18 protein-coding genes are annotated in these 22,394 nt (G+C 45.7%); 3 read left to right on the top strand and 15 right to left on the bottom strand.

All coding sequences use genetic code 11. From position 1 onward, the window contains the following. Window positions 1-25: 25 nt before the first annotated feature. The 13 genes from AC060N_RS01120 to AC060N_RS01180 all read right to left on the bottom strand — a co-directional run bounded on the left by AC060N_RS01120 (window position 26) and on the right by AC060N_RS01180 (window position 18,368). Window positions 26-592, bottom strand: coding sequence for an anthranilate synthase component II (locus tag AC060N_RS01120; RefSeq protein WP_479525537.1), 567 nt, complete (start codon window positions 590-592; stop codon window positions 26-28). 18 nt (window positions 593-610) lie between these two features. Next, on the bottom strand, window positions 611-2,020 hold the full coding sequence (locus AC060N_RS01125) for an anthranilate synthase component I family protein (protein ID WP_479525538.1): 1,410 nt from the start codon (window positions 2,018-2,020) through the stop codon (window positions 611-613). Between the two features lie 416 nt (window positions 2,021-2,436). Next, window positions 2,437-2,670, bottom strand: a complete 234-nt coding sequence (locus AC060N_RS01130) for a hypothetical protein (RefSeq protein ID WP_106541210.1) — start codon at window positions 2,668-2,670, stop codon at window positions 2,437-2,439. Window positions 2,671-2,824: 154 nt separating this feature from the next. Beyond that, a complete protein-coding gene (locus AC060N_RS01135) occupies window positions 2,825-4,060 on the bottom strand; it encodes a DUF4857 domain-containing protein (protein WP_479525539.1) in 1,236 nt (411 codons plus the stop codon). After that, the gene (locus AC060N_RS01140; protein ID WP_479525540.1) at window positions 4,057-4,728 is read right to left on the bottom strand and encodes a hypothetical protein; all 672 of its coding nucleotides are present in this window, start codon (window positions 4,726-4,728) and stop codon (window positions 4,057-4,059) included. Before AC060N_RS01140 ends, AC060N_RS01135 begins: the two co-directional genes overlap by 4 nt. A 16-nt stretch (window positions 4,729-4,744) precedes the next feature. Next, the gene (locus AC060N_RS01145; RefSeq protein WP_479525541.1) at window positions 4,745-5,629 is read right to left on the bottom strand and encodes an ABC transporter ATP-binding protein; all 885 of its coding nucleotides are present in this window, start codon (window positions 5,627-5,629) and stop codon (window positions 4,745-4,747) included. Window positions 5,630-5,642: 13 nt separating this feature from the next. Continuing rightward, on the bottom strand, window positions 5,643-7,316 hold the full coding sequence (locus AC060N_RS01150) for a T9SS type A sorting domain-containing protein (RefSeq protein WP_479525542.1): 1,674 nt from the start codon (window positions 7,314-7,316) through the stop codon (window positions 5,643-5,645). 82 nt (window positions 7,317-7,398) lie between these two features. After that, window positions 7,399-8,946 (bottom strand): DUF6850 family outer membrane beta-barrel protein, encoded by a 1,548-nt coding sequence (locus AC060N_RS01155; RefSeq protein ID WP_479525543.1) that lies wholly within the window; start codon window positions 8,944-8,946, stop codon window positions 7,399-7,401. A 1-nt stretch (window position 8,947) separates the two neighbouring features. Then, window positions 8,948-10,192: a DUF4876 domain-containing protein gene (locus AC060N_RS01160; RefSeq protein ID WP_479525544.1), complete on the bottom strand. Its 1,245-nt coding sequence runs from the start codon at window positions 10,190-10,192 to the stop codon at window positions 8,948-8,950. Continuing rightward, window positions 10,193-12,877, bottom strand: a complete 2,685-nt coding sequence (locus tag AC060N_RS01165; protein WP_479525545.1) for a TonB-dependent receptor — start codon at window positions 12,875-12,877, stop codon at window positions 10,193-10,195. Between the two features lie 202 nt (window positions 12,878-13,079). Then, window positions 13,080-15,806, bottom strand: coding sequence for a YCF48-related protein (locus AC060N_RS01170; protein WP_479525546.1), 2,727 nt, complete (start codon window positions 15,804-15,806; stop codon window positions 13,080-13,082). Window positions 15,807-15,954: 148 nt separating this feature from the next. Next, entirely contained in the window at window positions 15,955-17,877 is a 1,923-nt protein-coding gene (locus AC060N_RS01175; RefSeq protein WP_479525547.1) for a 4Fe-4S binding protein, read from the bottom strand. Between the two features lie 41 nt (window positions 17,878-17,918). Next, window positions 17,919-18,368: a hypothetical protein gene (locus AC060N_RS01180; RefSeq protein ID WP_479525548.1), complete on the bottom strand. Its 450-nt coding sequence runs from the start codon at window positions 18,366-18,368 to the stop codon at window positions 17,919-17,921. Window positions 18,369-18,575: 207 nt separating this feature from the next. On the opposite strand from AC060N_RS01180, the gene AC060N_RS01185 reads away from it, so the two are divergent. Continuing rightward, window positions 18,576-19,160, top strand: a complete 585-nt coding sequence (locus tag AC060N_RS01185; protein ID WP_479525549.1) for a DedA family protein — start codon at window positions 18,576-18,578, stop codon at window positions 19,158-19,160. A 75-nt stretch (window positions 19,161-19,235) separates the two neighbouring features. Here AC060N_RS01185 and kbl read toward each other — a convergent pair whose 3' ends face one another. Then, window positions 19,236-20,426 carry a glycine C-acetyltransferase gene (gene kbl / locus AC060N_RS01190; protein WP_479525550.1) on the bottom strand — a complete coding sequence of 397 codons (1,191 nt, stop codon included), beginning with the start codon at window positions 20,424-20,426 and terminating at the stop codon, window positions 19,236-19,238. Between the two features lie 275 nt (window positions 20,427-20,701). On the opposite strand from kbl, the gene AC060N_RS01195 reads away from it, so the two are divergent. Together AC060N_RS01195 and AC060N_RS01200 are read left to right on the top strand one after the other, a co-directional pair. After that, window positions 20,702-21,118 (top strand): QcrA and Rieske domain-containing protein, encoded by a 417-nt coding sequence (locus tag AC060N_RS01195; RefSeq protein ID WP_479525551.1) that lies wholly within the window; start codon window positions 20,702-20,704, stop codon window positions 21,116-21,118. Window positions 21,119-21,304: 186 nt separating this feature from the next. Next, entirely contained in the window at window positions 21,305-21,730 is a 426-nt protein-coding gene (locus tag AC060N_RS01200) for a QcrA and Rieske domain-containing protein (protein ID WP_106541223.1), read from the top strand. 89 nt (window positions 21,731-21,819) lie between these two features. On the opposite strand, the gene AC060N_RS01205 is transcribed toward AC060N_RS01200, so the two are convergent. Continuing rightward, window positions 21,820-22,389, bottom strand: a complete 570-nt coding sequence (locus AC060N_RS01205) for a DUF502 domain-containing protein (RefSeq protein ID WP_479525552.1) — start codon at window positions 22,387-22,389, stop codon at window positions 21,820-21,822. Between the last annotated feature and the right edge of the window lie 5 nt (window positions 22,390-22,394).

Here is a 22,394-nt window from a genome sequence, read left to right on the forward strand (position 1 = left end):
TTGTGTTTTTTCGTCTGCAAGTGAATTAATGGTTGATCCAGTTTTCGAGAATTTTCATCCCCATGGGTGTTAACACCGATTCGGGATGGAACTGCACGCCAACCATATCGTAAGTCTTATGCTGAAAAGCCATGATACGGCCCTGCTCATCTTCGCAGGTGACTTCCAGATCAGCGGGCAGGTCTTTCTTTTCTACTACCCACGAATGATAGCGACCTGCATCGAAGGTTTCCGGGACATCTTTGAAAAGATACGATGGTTTGATCTGGACAATCGGGGTAGCTACACCGTGTAACACCTTGTCCATGTTTTTCAACTTGGCACCAAAACTTTCGGCCAGCGCCTGATGTCCCAGACATACACCCAAAAAAGGTTTCTTTCCGGCATAATTTTTAATGACTTCCGGCATTTGACCAGCTTCTTCCGGAATTCCGGGCCCAGGTGAGAGGACGATTTTGTCGTATTCATTCAACTCCGGCAACTCAATTTCATCATTCCGTTTCACGATAACCGTTACGCCTTCAAATTTTCGAAGGGCGTGCACCAGGTTGTAGGTGAATGAATCGTAATTATCGATAACTAATATCTTCATCTTCTGAATTTTTCGGGGTTATTGGATTTCGCGGGCCAGCTGAATAGCCTTCTTCAGTGCTGCCAACTTGTTATTCACTTCCTGCAACTCGTTCTCTTCATTCGATTCAGAAACGATTCCTGCGCCAGCCTGATAATACAGAGTGGCATTCTTACTCAGGAACGAACGAATCATGATGGCGTGGTTGAAATGGTTGTCAAAGCCAATGTAGCCAATACAACCACCATAATAGCCGCGGTTTTGATTTTCGTATTGATCAATGAGCTCCATCGCGCGGTATTTCGGGGCCCCGGATAAGGTTCCTGCCGGGAATGAATCTCCGTTCACCCGGAAGGCATTACTGTTTTCAGGAAGGTACCCTGAAACTTTTGAAACGAGGTGAATGACATGCGAATAGTATTGAACTTCCCTGAATTGCTCTACTTCCACATTTTCGGCATTGCGGCTCAAATCATTTCGCGCCAAATCGACCAACATCACATGTTCGGCATTTTCTTTTGGGTCGGCTGCCAGCTTCTCTGCCAGTTGCCGGTCCTGCTCATCATCGCCCGTACGTTTGAATGTTCCGGCAATCGGGTTGATAGAAACTTTCCGGTCCTTGATTTGCAACTGAGCTTCCGGCGAAGACCCAAATATTTTGTAATCGCCGTAATCGAAATAGAAGAGGTAGGGTGATGGATTGATATTTCGTAAGGCACGATATACATTGAATTCGTCTCCGTGGAAAGGCTGATTGTATTGCCTTGAAAGAACAATCTGGAACACGTCGCCGCGATGGCAATGTTCTTTTCCCCGGGTGACCATTTCTTTGTACTCTTCGTCGGTTATATTCGAGGTCTCTTTGCTGTGTGTGTCGAAAGTAAACGTGGCGTAGTTGCGGTTGGCCAGCAAACCTTCCAGCTCAGCGATCGATTCTTCTTCCCCTTCCGGAAGGTTTTCAATCAGCTGCACACGGTTCATGTGGTGATTAATGGCGATGATGTATCGGTAAAATGAATAGCGAATTTCCGGAATAGCGTATTCCGGTTTAACCGGATTTTTGAATTTGATGGTTTCGAAATACTGAACGCCATCGTAACTCACATATCCGAATAGTCCGTTGGCCGGAATACCCGATATGCCATTCGTGGGATGAAATGATTGAAAGAAGGCGTCAAGTTCGTCGGCGACCTGACCGTGTTTTTCTACCGGTCTGACTTCATCCTGCTGGTCGGGATACTTGATTCGGATGTTATTCTGCTCCACCATAAATGTGGCTTCCGGCTTTATGCAGATAAATGAATAGCTGTTTTCGTTGCCGTGGTAATCGGAACTTTCGAGCAGCAGCGTGTTGGGGTATATGTCGCGTAACTTCAGGTAAATACTGACCGGTGTTACCGTGTCGGCAAGAATTTCTTTTACGCGTGGACTGAATTTGATCGTCTTCATGATATATACGTTTATTTTTTTGATTTTGCTGTTTAAAAAGAAAGCGGCCTACCGTGAATCGATAAGCCGCTTTCTTCTGCACATAAAATACATGCCAAGCTCATTCTCTTCACGGTTGTAAAAAGTTGCGGTGCCACCACCAACGCCAGGTTGTATTGTTTGTATGCAGATTCATCATATTCGATTTTCAGATAATAAAAAAGCTCACCTTGTTGAGAAGGTAAGCCGTCATATTTTTAAATGCAATATGGCTTAGCCTCTCAAAAGAGGAAGGTGCCCCACCAAAGCCATATTGATTGATTAATTTTCATTCTCTTCACGTTTACGTTGTAAAGAAAAAATAAAAATTCCAGATTGGCAATATTTCTTTATTAAAATAAATACAAAATTTTCGTTAAGACGATCAAACTGGTTATTTACGCTGACTTCCTCAGTCGGGCCAAAAAGTGCTCAACCTTAGGAACGGTGGTCAGAGTAGGTATTTTTTCATCTTCCACGGTTACATTGAATTCTTTCTCGAAATAATACGTCAAAAGACGATTATCCAAATCGTCGAGGAAGAGTTCTTCCTTGTTATTGGCTACCAGGATGCGTTTTTTTTGCAACCCTACACGCCGTAAAATTTTATACAGTTTTACTTTTGTTGTCATGTCTCTCTTCTTAATTCGTCATCGACGCTTGATCTGTCAAGATTCGGGCCAAAATTAAATTGAATTTCTAAAAAATCGAAATTATCGTTTAAAAAGTCCAGAGTCGGGGTGTTTTAATCCTTTTTCGGAATCTTTTGACAATCTGACAGTCAGGTTACTTTTTCGCTGTTGGCAACAACAGAACTCCCAGAAATCCATATAGTCCGGTGAGAAGAATAATTGCCAGCTCGACGATAGCTATCCGTTTTCTTTTTCTTGCAAAGAAGATGCCAAGGTAAAGCAACAGAAAGAACAGATTACCAATAATAAAGAGACTCTTTTCCGGGAGTTTCAAAACAATTCGGTGAAATCCGGAGGTTCCCGGACCAGATTCAATCTTAAAGGGGAAGAGGATTTGGTTGACGATTAGGGCTCCGCTTGAAAGATTTGGCCTTAGTTTTTCATGATATTCATTTTGAAGAACATACTTCCGATTGCTGGCATAAGCATAAACGTCATTTGGCTTATCGACAACCGCCAGCCTCGAGTCGAGGTTGCCGCGCAGCCTTAATTTATCGGTCTTCGGATTGTAGTTTTCGACCGGCCAGTTGACTAATTTGTATGTGTCGGTTTCCAGAACGAAAACCCGGTTGTCTGTTGTGATGATGTAGCCATAAAATTCGCGGTTGCTGAAGTCTGTGCAGTCGATGTGCAGGATGTGAAAGTTTTCAGGCAACCGAATTTGAACACAGTAAGGCAAGCCTTTCTCCATCTTCAGATGAAAGAGATGTTCTTTTTTATCGACGATGAAATAGCCCTGGTCATATTTTTTCCGTATAGTCGGAATTCCCGCAATCATCTTCGCCGGAAAGGTCATTCCTTTTTCTGTCAACACTTTCGTGAACAGCGCACTTTTTCCGGGTTTAACGCCATTGGAAGCCGGATCGATGAACTGGATCCCTTTGTTGTTTATCCTGAAATAATCTTCGGGTTTTTCGAGCGCTACTCTGCCTGATTCCGACTCAAACAGCGGATACAATCCGGTTTTCGGAGCGTCGATATCGGAGGGAGTGATGCGGGAGAAAAAGTTGGCGTTGTTGATTTCGAACACATCAACAGGTTTCCCGAAAAGGGAATCAGGCATCAGACCGTCGGTCATTAGCTGCCGGAAATGAAACAGTGGCAGCTGTTGCTCATACTGGCTTCGGTTAAACTGTTTTCCTTCCGAATCGTAGTACGTGGTTTTTCCGTGTGCTGCTTTGCGCATGACAAAATGATGTGAAACCGAACTGTACATGACGAACGGAACCGGAACATGCCTTTCGAAAGCAGTCCTGAAAAACCCGGGCAGAAATGCAGACAATGTGAAAACTGTCAGCAGGATGAGTATGTAGCGGCTTGCCTTTATCATTGGTTAATCCCTTTCCTGAAGCGGTATGCGGTATATAAATGTGTGAAAAAAGTCAACAGAGTCAATATGGCGAGCAGTGGCAATGTCGGCCGGTAGGCTCCGGTTGTTGCTGGTTGATAGAATAGGGTGATGAAAGCAGCAGCCACGAGAATGAGCAAAAGTCGCCGGATGGCGGTTGACTCGAAAACAACCATGATGGTGAGGTGATAAGCGGTAATGCCTCCTAAAAACCATGGCGCGAGTGTGATAAATGCGTCCGTTATCAGTTTTTTGGGCAGTACCACCGTTATGCCAACCAAGGCAATTATCAATTCCGACAGGAAAATGATGAGCAGAAACAGGTTGCCCATCAATGTCAGTTGCATGAGCATCCGGTTTTCGTTTACCGGAAGATGGAAGGACAGCTTGATGCGCTTGTGCTGTACTTCGGGAATGAATTGTGCTAAAGCGATGGATATCCCGGTAACCAACGGTACATATTCCATCCAGCGATAGGGATTGAAGTTATTAAAAAGCATAATGTCCCAAAGATTTCCAGCTCCCATTAACTCAATCTGGTGGTGAATATCCAGCAACAACCTGGCCGCTGAGAACAACGAAACCACGAAGAGTCCGATCAGAATCCAGCGTATTTTAATCCATTCCTTTATAAACAATGCTCTTAGCATCCCGAAATTTTTTCAATTAGTATTTTCCGGTTAGCCCGATAAAGGCGTCTTCCAGATTCATGTTCTCCTGTGAAAAATTTTCTGTTAAAATTCCATTTCCATCCAGAAAGGCTTTCACTTCAATTTCCTCAGACCATGTATAAAGCTCTACATGTTGGTTCAATTGTTCCACATTGACAGCCGGAGCCTGACTCCAGTTCTCCACTTTTCGATCGGTTGTGAAGGTAAACTTTCGAAAGTGCTCCATGAAATCGTTCAGCGGTTGTTGAGCAACAACCTGCTTCGAATCCAGAATCAGTACGTCGTCAATTAGTCGCTCCATGTCCTGGATGATGTGTGAGGTGGTGAAAACGGTTTTGTTTCCGGCCCGCGCATATTCACGCAAGTAATCGATGAACAACCTTCGGTAACCGGGATCGAGCCCCATGCTGAAATCATCGAGAATCAACAATTCCGGGTCCTGTGCCAAAATGAGCCCCAATGCAACCTGCGATCGCTGTCCCGTTGACATGGACGAAATCTTCTGGTTCGGTGCCACATCGAGCTTCTCCATGAGCTCGTAGTACGGTTCTTTCTTCCATCCCGGATAATAGGCAGAATAGTATCGCTCAATTTCGGCAATGGTCATGAAGCCGTATTGAATATGTCCTTCCAGCAGATAACCGATGCGTGCTTTCGTCCTGGGAGAAATGTGTTGCGAGTCTTCCCCGAAGACGTAACATTGCCCTCCTGTCGGCTGCAGAAAACCATTTAGGATATTGATGGTAGTGGTTTTGCCGGTTCCGTTTTTGCCTAGCAAGCCAAGGATACTTCCGGCAGGCACATTGAAATTCAGATTTTCGAAAACCGGTTTGGTTCCGTAATGATGTGTCAGGTTTTTACACTCGATGATATTCTCCATACCGGTTGTTCTGCTAATGTTGAATGATCAATTTATGATTGTTGGTTCCCTGCGTGCTGGTTACCCGCAAAATGTAAATTCCTTCGGGAAGACCCGAAACCGCCAGCTGATTTTGATAATCGTTTGACTGGATAAGCTGTCCACGTATGTTATAAAGAGTCGAGCGAACAATGGTTTCTCCCGGTTGCGGATCAATGTGCACATAATCGCTGGCCGGATTAGGATACACTTTTAATTGGGCAACCGGGCGCTCCAGATCTTCCGTTCCAACGCTGCTGTCGTCATGAAGTGATAGCAGGAAGCCATTATAAATGGTGGCAGGTGCCTGATAACTCTGGTTTCCCATGGCCAGATCTCCTTTGAAATGACCTCCGGCCAGTATTTCTCCATTTGAATCTAGTGAAACCGTCCAAAGCCGGGCACTGGAAGCGCTGCTGTTAAAATCAATCGCCCAATCGGGTTTGCCTTCCGGCGAAAGTTTGATGAGTAGAGATGCGAAGCCGTCAGTCGAATAAGTTTTTTGGTTTAAGACCAAATCGGAACTCAAATAGTAAGCTGTGGAATAAACTTCTCCGTATTGGTTAACGGCGATATCTCCCAGGTTGCCATCACTGGCGGAGCCGCCCATGATGAACTCCCAAATTAAATTTCCCTGGGAATCATATTTCGCTGCAAAGTAGTCCATTCCATCGGCTACATCGTGATAAAAGCTGCCATCGGCGGAATCCATCGTGAAATCACCATTTACATTTCCGGAAACGTAAATATTGTTATCGGCGTCCGTTGCCAATGCATAAGCGTAGTCATAACTGGCTCCTCCGATTCGCTCGCTCCAAAGCAATGAACCATCGGTAATGTCAATCTTTCCGGTGTATGCGTCCATATTCCCGAACGATTGTTTCATAGGAAATTGCCCGCTGGTGGCGGTCGATGTCAAATAGACGTTGTCGCTGGCTTCGACAGCAAATGCGATGTTTCCGTCAGGCGAAAGATTGAGTTCCCGCAAAAAGCCCGACTGTGTATTAAATACAATGGCATAGTCCAGCACACCGGTCGCGTCGAATACAGCGATAAAAGGAGTGTGCTCGTTGGTTACTCCCGGATAGGTAGACTGAAGTGTGGTTCCATCAATCGTCATCGATTGTGTAAAGGTTCCTCCTGCGACGATGTACGATTGATTGGCTGCGACCGATTCAATTCTCGAACTGCCGCTGGTAAAAGCTTTTGCCCAGTTAACGGTTCCGTCAGGATTGTAGCAGGTTAAAAAACCTGTGCCTTGGTCGGAAGATGTTCCCGTCAGTTTTGTGTTATCATCGAATCGCACATCGTTGTAAAACATTCCTCCGGTATAGATGTGGTTGTCCGGAGCTACGGCGACTTTGTATGGCGTGAGCGTATAAATGGTGGAGTCGGAACCTGCTGTTTGACTCCAGATAATCTGACCGTTCTTGGATGTTTTGAGCAGCAGTATTTTCCCTGCCGTGTCATTTGGTTGAATCTGGTAGCTATCGATGGACAGGTCTTTTCTGAATTTAGCCAACCAGTAATAATTTCCGTCCGGTGAAGCGGTACAAGAATAAACTTCCACGTCATCCGGGCTGGACAGAAAATCTGACCAGTTTGCCTGTTGCGCTGAAACAGTCTGAAATGAGACGAGCACAAGAATGACCGGAAGAAATCTTTTCATAACACGTTAACGAATCTTCTGATAATTATCTGAATCCAGGAGGAGTGGAAAACAACTGAAGAGGTAAGAAATTTGGAGTGTACTAAAAATAGCTACCCAAACCTATCTCTACAAAATTGTTGGTTTTGCCCACTGATGTAAACCTGTTCGCTCCGCCTGCTAAGCGAATATAAGCATTTGGAGCGGCTTTCCATTCAGGGTACCAGCAGATTTGAGAGAAAAGGTTAACATTTTCAGCAGAAAGATAGTTGAAATTATGGCGAACAACCGGGGTTGTCATTTCCGATGATTCTGGAATGAATACGGACGCGGGAGCGATATTTAATGCGCTCCCCAAATCTGCTTGCCATGAAGCAGCCAACTCGAATTCAATTCTTCCTTTTTGTCCTGTAAAGAAAGAATGATTGACCGAACCGTGTGTCGTCAGTTTCTTGAGCTGTTGGTCGCCGTACAGAATATTTTCGGTTTTTCCGGAAAGGAGATTGATGCTGGCGTTGAAAATCCACCGAACTTGCATTTCCTTTTTCAACAACGCTTTCCAATCGATTTGGGCATTGAGGTATTGAGTGGTTAAATTGGTCTGCGCTGTTTCGGTCATGAAGTTTTTCCCATCGTCGTACTGAGCGCCTACACGGAAGTGTTGACTCCATTTTTCGCCCGGAAGGGTAAGCGATATCAAGCCGTCAAATCGTTCCAGTGAATATTGCGCATCGGTGACCGGATTCGATTCAATTCTCCCGGTCTCCGGGCTCAGACTGCTGGCGTACGGCGTTTCAATAGCCGATTCTTCCCAAAGTTTGTAGCCCAGTTTTCCGTTCCATTCGCTGCCTGACGAAACTTTCTTTCGAAAGAAAATCGTTCCACCTTTTCCATTTGCATTGTAGCGGTAGCTGAAGTTGATGCGGTTTAGCGGATGTCCGTACAGATTCAAACCATTGATGAAAAAGTAGTCGTAACCGACATTGTTTTGGTAGGTGAGGAAATCGATATCCTCCCTGAAACTTTGGTACCAGCCTTCGATTCCCAGATTCCAACTGCCGGTTTGGTATGTCAACGATGGTGTTATCGTGATTTTGAAAGCGGTGTTACCCGCCCGGGGATTTTGATCTTTCCCGCCACTTTCGACCCGATAATTGAGGCCAAGTCCGGCTGCCCAATGTTGATTAATTGGAGCCAATCCGTGTACTTGAAGATGATACTGATCTTTTTTCCAGCTTCCGCCAATGGAATCAACCAATTGAAAAGGATTTAGCGGATGAGAAGATAAACGGTCGTGCCACTGGATGTTCTCTTCACTGCTGCGCCGGTAGTCGAATTTGCCAAAAAACCGGAATTGTCTGACCTGCTTGTATCCGTACGTCGAGAAGTCAAGCCCTTTATATTTATCGGGAGTTCCGGTTTCCCGGAAAGGTTGAATACGTATCGTACCTGATAATTCAAGCCGGTTGAAGTCCGGTAGTGAGTCATTCAAAACAAGTGCAAAGGGCAAATCTTTTCCCGGTTTCCCGGAAAGGAAAAGTGCTTGTTCATCCATCTTCGATGACACCTGATTTTGGGCAATCCCAATTAGTGGAAGCAGCATGAAGAGCAACATGCACAGGATGATATGTCTGTTTTCAGGCTTTTTCATGCTAATTAAATGTTCCGGGTGTTGGGAATGGAATGACTTCAAAGTCTTCACTTGAATTATTCGTATCCGTTAAAATGATGCGTCCATCTTGGTCCTGTTCGATCTTTCGCCGACAACTTTGCAGGTTGAAGTTCCCATCGCAGTAAACAAAACCAGCATCGATAGAATAAGGGATGCGGTGATAAGCTCCCGCATCAGCCGAAGCCAGTGCTTCCACACCATCCAACACCCATTCAGCCGGAACAACCATTAATGTTCTGCCCTTGGTATCATTTGGACGGGGGACAAAATGTACATCATCCGGCTGGTAATTGCGGTAAATAACTATGCCGGTTCCGTAACTGTTGAAAATCCAATCGAAGGTCGACTGCATACTCGCAAAAATTTCTGTCAGGTTCGGGACTTCCGCAAAGTCGATGTCTTTTTGATTGGCCGGTCGGTACAGGAATGTTTCCCAGTCTGCATGAGAAAGATCGATGCTGTTGGGATTGCCATTTGGATCATCACGGTGATTCATCCCATCCTGGGCAATCACAATACTCTTACCCGGCTGCAACGGATGATCTTTTCCGCTACCGGGAATCATCCACACGAAGTCGAGAAATACGCTGTCCTGAATGCTGGCAAACGGTGTGGGCGAAGTGGCTGTTGAATTGCCGCTGGCACCGTAAACACTGGCAATATAGAGGCTGTCGAGATAGATTGTATCGTCGCTGTTGTTGAAGATTTCGACAAACTGATCGGACCAGTATGCTTTCCCGCCAGGTGTACGGGAACCGGTGTAGTACAATTCTTTAATGACCAGCAATCCGGCCAGGCTTTCTTTTAGTGTTTGCTTTCCTAAATCGGCATTTCCGGTTACGGTAATATCGGCCTGACTGTAGTTGAGCGATACTTTCCTGTTTTGCAGAATATCCCTGTCGGTGACAAGTGTAGAACCGTACGACCGGGCTTCGGCAGCCGGGTACTTTTTCCCTGCCGACAAGCGGTAAGTTCCGGCAGTTACCCTGTGAAAAGTGTACTGTCCGTTGGCATCCGTCACGCCTTCGCTCTCCAGTTGATTGTCGATGTTGATCAACCGAATAGTTGTATTTTCCGGCGAACCACCGGAATAATTGTCCGGCAGCGACAACTGAATCGAAACATCGTACAACTGCGGTTCGATGTTGAACTTGTCATCGCGGCATCCGGTCAGTAACAGCACTGTCCCAAACAGAAAAAGCCCTATGTTCTTTAATCTTCTCATTTAAAAGTGAAATGCCAGTTCTCCGCCAAAATAGAGAGCGGGATTTCGTTTTTCAATGTATCCGGTGCGGTTGTTCGCGTATGCCGGATTGTGCATAAACATATTGTTGGCAAAAAACGAGAAACGATAATTTTTCCCGATTTCTTTCGCCAGTTTCAGGTTAAGGTTCCACAATGCAGGGCGGTTAACCGTTTCATAGGTCACCGGGTCTACTGTTCTTATCAGAAACGGAAAATCGGTTTTTGCTTGCGCGGAAGTCAGTGGCAGCGTGTTACCATTTTCATCTATATATCCTACCGGAACAGAGCCCCGGAAAGTTGATTCGTATTTATCAATCCAGGTATTTTGCAACGCTACCGTGGCCACAAATCGTAAGACAGGAATGTGCTGAACAATACGCAAAGTCGTCAAAAACAGTTCGCGTTTGGTCTTATTCGATTGGTACATGCCAATGTATCCGTTCGGGTTGTTGGGGAAATTCTGGCTGATTTCCAGAATATCCGGAACATCACTCCAGGAGGTGTTCGAGGACCAGGCACCACTCAGATTAAATGAAGTACCAGTTTGTTGAATTTGTGGCGCCTGCAATGTGAATTCAATTCCTTTGCGATCAATGTTCAGCGAGTTGGCTGGTTTCAGATAAGCATTCCGGTAGGTCATTGTATCGACGTTTACTTCATCGAGTTGTGGTTTTTCGCCGTTTCCGGGAATATAGAAAAAGGTATCGTACACCGGGTACCGGAAAGCTGCTGCCACATCGTTGAATGAATAGGCGTTCCGCGTTTGTTCATTGAAAAAGGTGGCATGAGCACCCCATTTTCCTGTCGTTAAATCGAAACCAATTTCCGTTTTGCGATTGGTCATGAACTTCAAGTGATTATTTTCTGCATCGAAAATCTGGGTCGTCATTAGCGCCAGGCTTTCATCGGGATAAGTGGCGGAATAATGCATGTAACTGAGTGCATCGAAGTATGCCGTTTCCGGATAGAGATACACCAGCGAAGGAGCTTTAGCGGTTATACCATAACCTCCGCGTATGCGCAAAAACGGGAATAGTTGGTACGCCAGATTTGTTCGGGGTTGCCATTTCGTATCAAAGCCACTTTTGAACAATCCGCCGGGTTGTACATTATCGAACCGGATGCCGGCCTGCCATTGCACTGTTTTTCCGGCCAACGGAAAAGTGAAGGTGTTTTCGGCAAAAAGCGAAAGCTGGTTGAGTGCGGGAATATCGCTGTATGCTCTTGGTCGGTATGACGACGGAGGCAGATAGCCCGCATCGAATGTTTTTCCTTTGCCGTGATTGGCATCGGTTCGCCATTCGGCACCGGCCAGAAAACGGTCACGTACTTTTGTTCCGCTTACCGCGAAATGTTGAATAAGCGAAGCATAAAAGTTCAGCGGTTTGCCCTGAATACGGGTGGCAGTGTAATATTCAGCCGGAGCAAAGCGAACTTCAAACGTTCCGTCAACCAGACTGGTTGGCAACGGCTGAGCTTCGCCCGAACGGAGTTGTTTGTTGTAGGAGTCCTGGTTTCGAATGGCCAAAGATGCCTGATATGTTAACCTTTTCAGGACTGTTTCTCCTGATTTGTATTCGCCTTTGGTGCTTAGCCGAAATCCTTTATCGCTGGCATAGCGTTTTTCTTCCAGAGCAGCCTCTTTGTCACCCTTATCCTGATCTTTCACATAGAGCAGGGAAAGATTCACCTGGTTTCGCCAGTTCTGGTTGTTACTGTGCGAATTCCAGTTGATATTGGCTGTCGCCCGGTTATAAGTGGGGACGGGAATGCGTAAATCCTGCTGAGAATGAGTGAGATCAAAGCCAATGTTTAACGTCTGGTTACTTTTTTCCAAAGCAATTCCTTTTCCCAAACTGGCTTCCTGTGTAGTCGGGTCGAGACGAACTTTGCCACGAAAAGGAGTTTTCCCCTGCATGGTCTCCACGCGGATAACTCCCGAAGTGAGGTTTCCATATTGAACGGAAGGGATTCCCCGAATGACTTCCACCCGGCTGATTTGGTCGGCGGGAATATCGCGCAGGTCAATTCCACCACCACTAACGGTGGAGAAAAGTCCGTTGGCACCAATGGTTGCGGTGTTGCTCACTTGTAAATTCGCATCGTTGGAAAGCGGAGTGCCGTCTACTACGATAGCGGTTCCCAATGCATCAATTTTGTCGTCGGTGGCCGAACCGGTCCCCCGTAATTGCGCTTGACCAGCCGTATTGAGGTCGGGGTTTTGCGCTGGCCTACCGGGAAGGAGTTGCAGAATGTCGCCCAGGTTGGTCGCCTGGATCAGCTCGATGGCTTGTTGTCCGATGGTGGAGGTTGAGGTCAGACTTTGTTCGTTTTCACGGGCCAGAACTTTCACTTCTTTCAGTCCTAGTGACTGAATTTGAAGCGTGAAGTTTTTCTGAACGCTTTGATTCGGCTTGATATTTATAAAGTACGATTCAGCTTGATATCCAAGGTGGCGAATGACAATTTTGGATTTCCCGGTAGGGAGTTTTAACCGGTAATTTCCTATGCTATCCGTTAAGCACCAGTTTTGCGTTTCGGTGGCGATGATGGATACATCAGATATCCCCTTTCCATCGGGGCCGATAATTTTACCATACAATTCTCCTTCGTTAGCTTGCGCGAACAACATTGAGATACTCAAAATCTCAAAAACGAGAAGCAAAATGTATTTTTTAGAAGGAGCTGTCATATGGTTAAAACAAGGATGGTCGTAAATAAAATAATATTTATCGAAACATCATGTTTTTAACAGCATGAAACAATAGTTGTCATGTAAAAACTATGCTTTGAGGGGATAATTTCTATTTGCTATTTCGATATCCCGACGAAATTTTACGAATGCAAGTCAAAAAGATTGCAGTCAACTACCGCCGAATCAACTTAAATACTTTTGGATGACCGATATTGTCGCTTACTCGTAACAGGTATATTCCAGCGGGTTTATTGCTCAGCGAGACGGCCAGGTTGTTTTCACCGGAAGGCACTTCCTTTTTCAGGATGGCAGCACCGGTTAAATTCATGACTGAAACTTCGTAGGTTTTATCTGATGTTCCCAGGTTTAACACGAAGCGACCATCGCTGCTGGGGTTCGGATAGACATTCATCTGGTCAGCCAACGGCGAATCGACAGCAGTGTCAATAATCATGTTATCTACCTTGAAGGTATCGCGGGCTGTACGGTTGGAAGCCACCAAACTTACCTGGTACGTTCCATCATATGCATAGTCGTGAATCGGATCAACCTCATTGCTGGTTGACTGATCACCAAAATCCCACTCATAGGTTAACGCATTCGTTGATGTGTTGGTGAACGTCACCTGTTTTCCATCGGCCAGCATCTCGAAACTAGCTTTGGGACAGAGGAAGTTATCTTGGAGACTGAAATATAAAGCGCTGTTGGACAGAATGAATACTTTGTCTCCAAAGTTGGCCAGTTCATAAAAATAGGCCGGGCGGCCGGTATCTGCCGATTGCCACGTCGTTCCCCAATCGCTCGAGGTTTGAATCATCTGATCTATTTTTCCCGCTATAAGCGTGCTGTCACCCACGCGAATTATGTCGGTCAATACTGATGAACTAAGTAAATTGTATGTGGCCATTCCGTCTGTGCTGGCCACCATACCAGCTGATGACGACATATAGACTGTATCGGGATTGATGAGCAAAATATCGGAAATTGCACCCAGGTTAGTATTCGCTGTCATCGTCCAGGTTTTGCCGTAATCGGAAGTTTTCCAGATGGCTCTGTTCCCACCGATGTAGCCTGTTTTTCCGTCAGCCGAAAATTCCATGGCAAACAAATATGAGGTATATCCACTGTACAAATCGTCTGATGTTTTTGTCCAGGTAGTACCGTGGTCGGTTGATTTGAAAATGAAACCATGATATTCCTTGCTGTCTGCCGGATTGGTCCAGCGAGCAGCTGTGTAGACAGTATCACCGACTGTCGCCAACGGCATGAATTTGACATTCGCACCGGCAGACAAATCTGTTAGATAATTTCCCGTTCCGTCTGAAAAATTGGTTAGAGGCAGCGGGCTCCAGGTTTTTCCTGAATCGGCTGTCGAGATAATGAAGTTGTTGTTTCCGCCAGAGTAAAACGAGATGTAGCCATGTGTGCTATCAGCTTCAAACTTCATGTCCATCGGGACATACGAAGACAATGTATCACTGACCGCTACTTTGGGCCAGGTCAGACCGCCATCGGTACTTCGGAAAATCTCACCCTTGAGTCCCAGAAGTACAGCTGAGCGATTATTCAGTTGAACAAGCTTCGCCAGGTGTGTATCCGAATTGATGGGAACCTGCGTCCAGAGGCTGGTAATATTATTCACCGCAACACTTTGTACTGCTGAAGTGACACTTGCCACGGCATTTGTGACCGTTAAAGTCACATCGTATGCTCCAAAGGCTGGATAGGTGTGCGTTAAATCCACGCCATCCATAACGACGCCGTCGCCGAAATCCCAGGTTAGTGTTCCAAAATTTTCAGCCTGATTGGTAAAGGCATATTGGTTATCCGTCTGCGTATAGCTAAAGTCTGCTTTGGGATCCAGAATTTCGTTGGGGCCTATGTGCTCCATGATTCCGTTGCTGCCTAAAGCCCAAACTTTGCCGGCGAATTCATCGAGATGAAAGAGTGTGGTATTTTGTCCGATATTGGCCGATTGCCACGTTTTCCCTTTATCGAGTGTACGGGCCGTTTTGGTATCACGTCCTCCAATAGAAAGGAATGTTGTATCGTTCAGCACGAAAGCATCAAAAGCATAAATAACACTGTCGCTGGGAACAATTGTTGTTCCTCCATCCACTGTTGTGGAAGCGCCATATTGGCCGGCAATTACGGCTGTGTCACCGAGTGCCGGGATAATATCATTGAGCGAGCCGAGCGATGAACTTGATAAGTCATTCCAGGAATCGCCCCGGTTGGTCGTTGTGAGAAATGCCCCAAGAGAACCAATGGCATAACCTCTGCTGTCGTTAAATGCTATCCGATTAATCGTCGAACGACCAAAATCGGGCGACGTAATCTGCCAGCTTACACCGGCATCGGTACTCCGGAAGATATAACCGTACGTAGTTCCGCTGGCTGGATCGCTCCAGGAGAGTGAGGTAAAAATAGTATCGTTATTTAAAGCTGTTACCGATGAAAAGTTGGCCTTTTCACCTGCCAGCGGATCGGTGGTTATATTGGAAGAACCATCGCTGAAAGCATTCAACGGGACGGGGCTCCAAGTGTCGCCACCATCGGTAGTATGAAGCATAGTTCCATTCTGATAAATTCCCGATGGATCTTTTGCTTTAGTTCCGGCTACGTAACCGTTCAACTGATCGGAAAAAGCAATATCCATGAAATCGTAAGGAATCTTCTGCGGAAGCGTTAGTTGCACCTGTGCCCACGATGCACCACCGTCGGTGGTTTTCATCAGCAGGGTATCTTTCCCGGAAAGCATGGCTTCCTGGCTACTAACTGGGCATAATTTCATGAGTGTTTTGCCGGTTTCGGTATCATACGGAATCCATTGGGCATATACAGAAGGAGAAAAAATAGAAAGCGTAACAATCAGGATGAAAAGTGCAAATCCTTTCATTTCTGTCGGGTTTAGGTAAAAAAGCAATTAAATCGCAGAGGTCTTGGCGGAAAACCAACCGTTCAAATTTAATGTTAAAAAATTTGACATCATATTTTTCAGGAATAAAATTCAAATTACCTGAAATATAAGAGTGTATGACTGCCTTTTAATCTAACGAACGGAACGGATTCTTTATCTCGCCGGTTTTTCCGTTGGCATAATGGATTATCAACTTGTCAGCATTAGTCCATTTTTTTACCTGAGATGTGCTGGCTCTCTCCCGGTGGTAGAAGACCTGAAGTTCCGGGTTTTTCTTTTCTAAAGTTGTTCTGACTCCCAGCACGGCCTGATAAGACGACAGGTGACTGGTGAGGTACGGAAGCATTCGCCGATAGTTGTTTTCTCCCGGATGATTGTATGACAATCGCAGCGTATCAATCGAATTAACAGGAGTCCGGTCGAAACGGGCAAACGTTTTTCTATATGGAACAAACATGGTTTTGAGAAAGTCATCCCGGGTGATGATTGTATCCGAAACAGTCATCCCTGATAATTGATAGTTGAGTTTTACCTTGCGGATATTCAGTCCGTTTTCAATGCGTATTTCCCGCTTTTCGAAGATTTTCCGGAAGGTGTTTTTGTCAATGCTGGCTGTTTTGTCGTAGAATATATTCACCTTCACGGGACAATCGAAAGTGGTCTCGAAACCGTAAGCTGCCGGTAAGTTTTGCAGAAGGAGCTGCTGTAAATATTCAGCGTCGTATACGTCGTATAATTGATCGATGCCGGCTGTTATCACTCCCAGTTGTCGAACATCTTCCGGGACTGGTTTAATCTGTCGACGAACGGGAGTGAAAATATTCTTCCTGATATCGGTTGGCGTCAGTTTGTTGGCATCGTACCAAATTTTAACCGAGTGGTCGTCGACATATGTCGCGACGCCCAGTACTCCGTTCACTTTTTTCATTCCGGAAGCAAAAGCCATGGAACTTCCGTAGCATTTCACATTGTCTAGTCCGGAAATAGTGAGCGTTGAGGCGTTTTCCAAATCATTCGGTTCGCCCCATTGCTGCTCGATAGTAGGAATACGAACCGAAGCACCCAAAGACAAACCCAGAACGATTAGTAAGGCTGCGATAGTCACCGGGTACCATTCGCGGTAGCGATGATTGATTGTCAGGCTTTTTTGTTGCCTGCAGGATGCTACACAGACACCGCAAAGGTTACAATCAATGTGGCGAACCTCCTTCAGTTTTCCTACCGGGATACCTTGTGGACAGCTTTCGGTGCATTGCTTACAGTTGTTGCAGGTGTTGGCATTGCGGGTTATTCGGCTCAACGGCAACGGAAAGCTTGCTTTTCGCTGAATTTCGAACAACCAGGATAAAAAGGTTACTGCAGCCAACGGCCAGACATACGACAGTTGCAATCCGGCTGCATTCGCCAAAATATAGGCGATGGTGACGACACTGAACATCAGAAAGTACCGGAAAATATTGGAAACCGCTCCCAGGGGACACAAATACCGGCACCAGGCTGTGCGAATAAAAACAGGCGTAACGATGAAAATCAATATTGCGATGCCGGCCCAGAACGGATTGACATCTGCTCCAAAACCGGTTGTGGCAGCATAATAAGGATCGTATGTTTTGCAGAAAAGTTCGCTGCTGCCCACCGTATAATAAACAGTTACGAAGAGTAGAATGTATTTCAGGCTGCGAAGAAGCTTGTCAGCGATTTCCGGAACCTGTTTCACCTGTAATTTCCATTTCCGTCCCAGCGACGAAAGTTTTTCAGTAATGGTTCCCAGCGGACAAACCACGCCACAGAACAGTTTGCTGAAGATGATGACGCCGATAGCCAGTACTGCTCCCATCACAATCTGGGCGCTGGTCATGGTGCAGGCTAAAGAGCCTCTTTCGAAAAGACTGGCAGCAGCCTGCAATCCGCCGAAAGGACAATAAGCTTCATAATCGGGATGAAATGCCCGATCGAAAATACTACGGAAAACGAGATACAGAATCCAGGCGATGACGCCGAACCGGAGAAATTCGCGCCACGGATGGAGCGATTTAATCCATTTGAACATCAGGTTAATTGTTAGTTAGTTTGTCGTATTGTTGGGCTGGCTTATTCTCCCAGCCAGCCATGTTTTGCCAGGTATCTTCTTGCTTCTTCCCGTGTTTTCCAGAAGGCTCCCCTCTTTTCCCAATACGTCTGTCCACTCTTGACCTCCGCGGGACAGTTCTTCGCCGGTGCTACCAGAACCGATTCCAGAAAGCGAAGTTTCAGTTCCCGGTCGGTTTTCCGAATCACACGAGCTTTGATAGGACGACCATAATAATGACCATTGATGGGCGCCGTAACGACGGCGTAACCTTCGGTTCCTTCCTTCACCCAACTGAATTTTTTCTGAAACTCTTCGGCTGAGATGGCAGTTGTGTCCTGTGGACCTGCCTTTGCTCTTTCGAGTTTCATCAGATATTCGCCTTCTGTTTGCGCCGCTTTTTTGTCGACACGGTGACAGGATGCAAGGCTTCCCAGGGTTGCTAATAATATGATAAAAAGAGAAATTCTCATGGTGCTGTTTGAACGTATTTCAAAGGAAATAAAAATTGGTGAATTTCGGTGAGAAATGCCCCAATATCAATGTGTTTTACATAAATAGTATCACTTTATTAACATTATGTATCTGATTTTAGAAAAAATAACATTTAGATGCAGATTTGGAGTACGAAAAGGCCATCTCAGACGTTATTATGGAGAAGAATTTGATTTATTTCGGGCATGGATGCAATCTTAACACAACAGCTTCACATCTGGACACCATTGATTTATGTAATCCTCTTTGTAGGGTTACTGATTGAAGGGGAGAGTATTCTGTTTGCAGCATTCTTTTTGGTGAATCAACAAGAGCTGCAATTAGCTTATACTATCGTGGTGGCTATCGCCGGTGTCCTTACGGGTGACTTGCTCTGGTATTACGGAGGAAAGTTGCTCATGCGCGTACCCTTTGTACAACGTCTGTCGGAGCGTATGCCTAAAACCATTGACCACTTTATCCGGCGAAAGCCGATACTAAGTATTGTAGGTTCGAAATTTCTGTACGGAATGCACCGTCCGACTCTGTTACGTCTGCATGCGGCCCGTATTAACGTTCGGACTTTCCTGCGTGCCGATATTCCTGGAACGATTATTTGGATTGCTGTGATTGGAATCGCTGGTTACTTGTTCTCGCAATCGGCCGATTTACTTGACGGTAAGATGAAGTACTGGCAGTTGGGAATGGTTGGTGGTTTGGTCATATTTACCGTGCTAACCCATTTTGTTTCCAAACTCGTTGTTAAACGTATTTCCGTTCGGAAAAAATAACTTCGGTTGGAAAAACAGATGATACAGAAAAGGCTGCCCTGATGGACAGCCTTTTGTATTTGTAGTTAACTGCTGTTATTTTAATACTTTCAGCTCTTTTCCAATTTTGGTAAAAGCAGCAATGGCCTTATCAAGATGTTCTCTTTCGTGACCGGCCGATAACTGAACGCGAATACGCGCTTCGCCTTTCGGGACAACCGGATAATAGAAACCGATTACATAAATGCCTTCGTCCAGCAATTTGGCAGCAAACTCCTGCGACAATTTGGCATCGTACAACATCACCGCGCAAATCGCCGATTTACTTGGTTTGATATCGAAACCAACGGCCTGCATTTTCTCCATGAAATAGTCGGTGTTGGCATGCAACTTATCCTGTAGTTCGGTGGTTTCGGCCATCATGTCGAACATGCGGATTCCGGCATTAACGACTACTGGTGGCAGTGAGTTAGAGAACAGGTACGGACGCGAGCGTTGGCGCAGCAGTTCGATGATTTCTTTTTTCCCGGTAGTAAAACCACCAATAGCACCGCCAAAGGCTTTACCCAATGTTCCGGTAATGATATCCACTTTTCCGCGAAGGTCGAATAACTCGGTTACACCGCGACCGGTTTCGCCAACAACGCCTGCCGAGTGGCATTCGTCAACCATCACCATGGCGTCGTATTTTTCAGCCAGTGCATTGATTTTATCCATCGGTGCTACGTTTCCATCCATCGAGAAAACTCCGTCGGTAACGATGACGCGGAACCGTGCTTTCTGAGCGGCTTTCAATTGCTCTTCCAAATCGGCCATGTCGGCATTTTTGTAACGGAAACGCTGTGCTTTACACAAACGCACTCCGTCGATGATGGAGGCGTGGTTCAGTGAGTCGGAGATGATCGCATCTTCATCAGTGAGTAATGGTTCGAAAACACCACCGTTGGCATCGAATGCAGCGGCGTAGAGAATGGTGTCTTCGGTACCGAAGAATTCAGCAATTTTCTGCTCGAGTGTTTTGTGCAAATCGGTAGTACCGCAGATGAATCGCACCGACGACATTCCAAAGCCATGCGTATCAAGTGCCTCTTTGGCTGCCTCAATCAGTTTCGGGTGATTCGATAAGCCCAGGTAGTTGTTGGCACAGAAATTCAGCACTTCCTTGCCGTCTTCGAGACGAATGACCGCGCTTTGTGGTGAAACAATAATGCGTTCGCTTTTGTATAAGCCTGCTTCCCGGATGTTATTCAGTTCCTGTTGCAGGTGATCTTTTATTTTGCCGTACATAATTTTATGGTATAAAAAGTTTGTCGATTATCTATGAGGAGAAAGCTCTCCGATTTTCCTGTCGCAATGAAGCGATTTCAGGTTAACTACAAAAATAAAGGAAAATTGATGGTTTGAGGGATGATATTTGGCAGGGAAACGGATAAGAATTTAAGACCCTTCCGGAAGGGAAAAATTAACAATTCACTTTTTTTAACAAAAAACCTGTGTTGGAGAGCCAACTTTCGCTGGGTTTGTTCGTAAGGGTAAATTGGAAACTTAACAATGATAAATTTATGGACAGACGTAAAGCTTTACAACAAATGGTAGCCGGTAGTGCTACACTTTTCGTGGTTCCCTCGGCTCTGGCGGCCTGTGGAAGCAGCAAAAAGAAGAGTTCGGACACTTCGCCTTTGACGGTGAACCTGGATGATGCCAAATTTGCCTCGCTGAAAGAGCAGGGCGGCTCAGTGGTAACCGACAATACCATTATTATTAATACGGCTGCTGACGGTATTGTCGCCTTGTCGAGCATTTGTACTCATAAAGGCTGCACCGTAGGATACGACAAAGCCCATAAAGATATTTTGTGTCCGTGTCACCGTTCGGAGTTCGCCTTCGATGGAAGTGTGCTTCAGGGGCCGGCTATCAAGCCGCTTCCGAAATACAAAGTAACCCGCAATGGCGACACGCTAACTATCGATCGTTCATAAATTGCATCATATCAATTTTTCTCTTTTAACAGATTACCTGAGCCCGGATACTTCTCCGGGTTTTTTTGTGTCTGGAATACTGCATCCTGTATTTTATTGTTCAATATTTTTAAGAAGGTTTTAATTTTTCGTCTTGTTCATTTTCAGCATATTGCTACTGTATTTAATAAGTCTAAATAATGATTTATGGAAAGACGTAAAGCCCTTCAGCAATTATTTTTAGGAACCGGAACGCTGATGGTTGTTCCTGCCGCACTGGCATCGTGTTCCAAATCGTCCAATGCAGGGGCTCCGTTAACAGGGGACCTTACACTTGATTTGACCAGTTCGAAGTACAGTCAGCTAACACAGAGTGGCGGCTCGGTGATTGTTGGCAGTACCATTGTGGTCAACACCGGAAGCGACAATTTCATTGCACTTTCGGCTATCTGTACCCATGCGGGCTGTTTGGTAGAATATCAATCATCGCAGAAAGATTTTTATTGCCCGTGTCACGGTTCGGTATTTTCTACCTCGGGTAGTGTAATGCGTGGACCGGCTGCACGCCCGTTGGCGAAGTATCAGACCACTTACGATGCGACTGCCAAAACAGTTACTGTAAAAGGTGCCTGAAGAAATTATAATCCTCTCTTTCCCGTTTCTCCATTTGTTGGAGGAGCGGTTTTTTTGCTTCCAGGCTCAGTAAAGCAATCAATTTGTGGTTAGTCAACCCTCGTTATCCCTCCCGACACAATGAATTTCATGGCTTCGGCCGGATTGATGTCGATGGGTTGAACACTGGAGGATGGGACCATGTACAGCTCTCCTGAGAAGTTGTAGGAGTGTGGGAAATAGATGGCCACCAATTCCTGCCGCCCAATCTGTTCGAGTGTTTCCTGGGTGATGAATCCCATTTTCCACAGATCATTTTCGCGGTTGATGAGCACCATGGCCGGTCGGTTAAACTTTTTTTCTTTTCCGACAAAGGCCGAAAACAGATCGCGCAACGATGTGTAGATGACCCGCACCAGTGGCGCCCGGTCGAATAAATGGTCGGTGAAATGAATAACCGGACGCAGTACAATAGACTTTCCCAACATCCCCAACAAAGTGATGATGAAAAATATAATGAGAATGCCGAAGCCTGGAAGACTGAAGCCCAGCCAATCGCGGATGTAGGCTTGCAATAGACCGTCAGTAAAGTCGAATGCAATGTAAAGTACATAAACGGTGATGGCCAGCGGGGCAATCATGAGTAACCCCTGCAAAAACCAGGAAATAATTTGCTTCATAGGTA

This window comes from Prolixibacter sp. DSM 2831, from assembly GCF_056493735.1.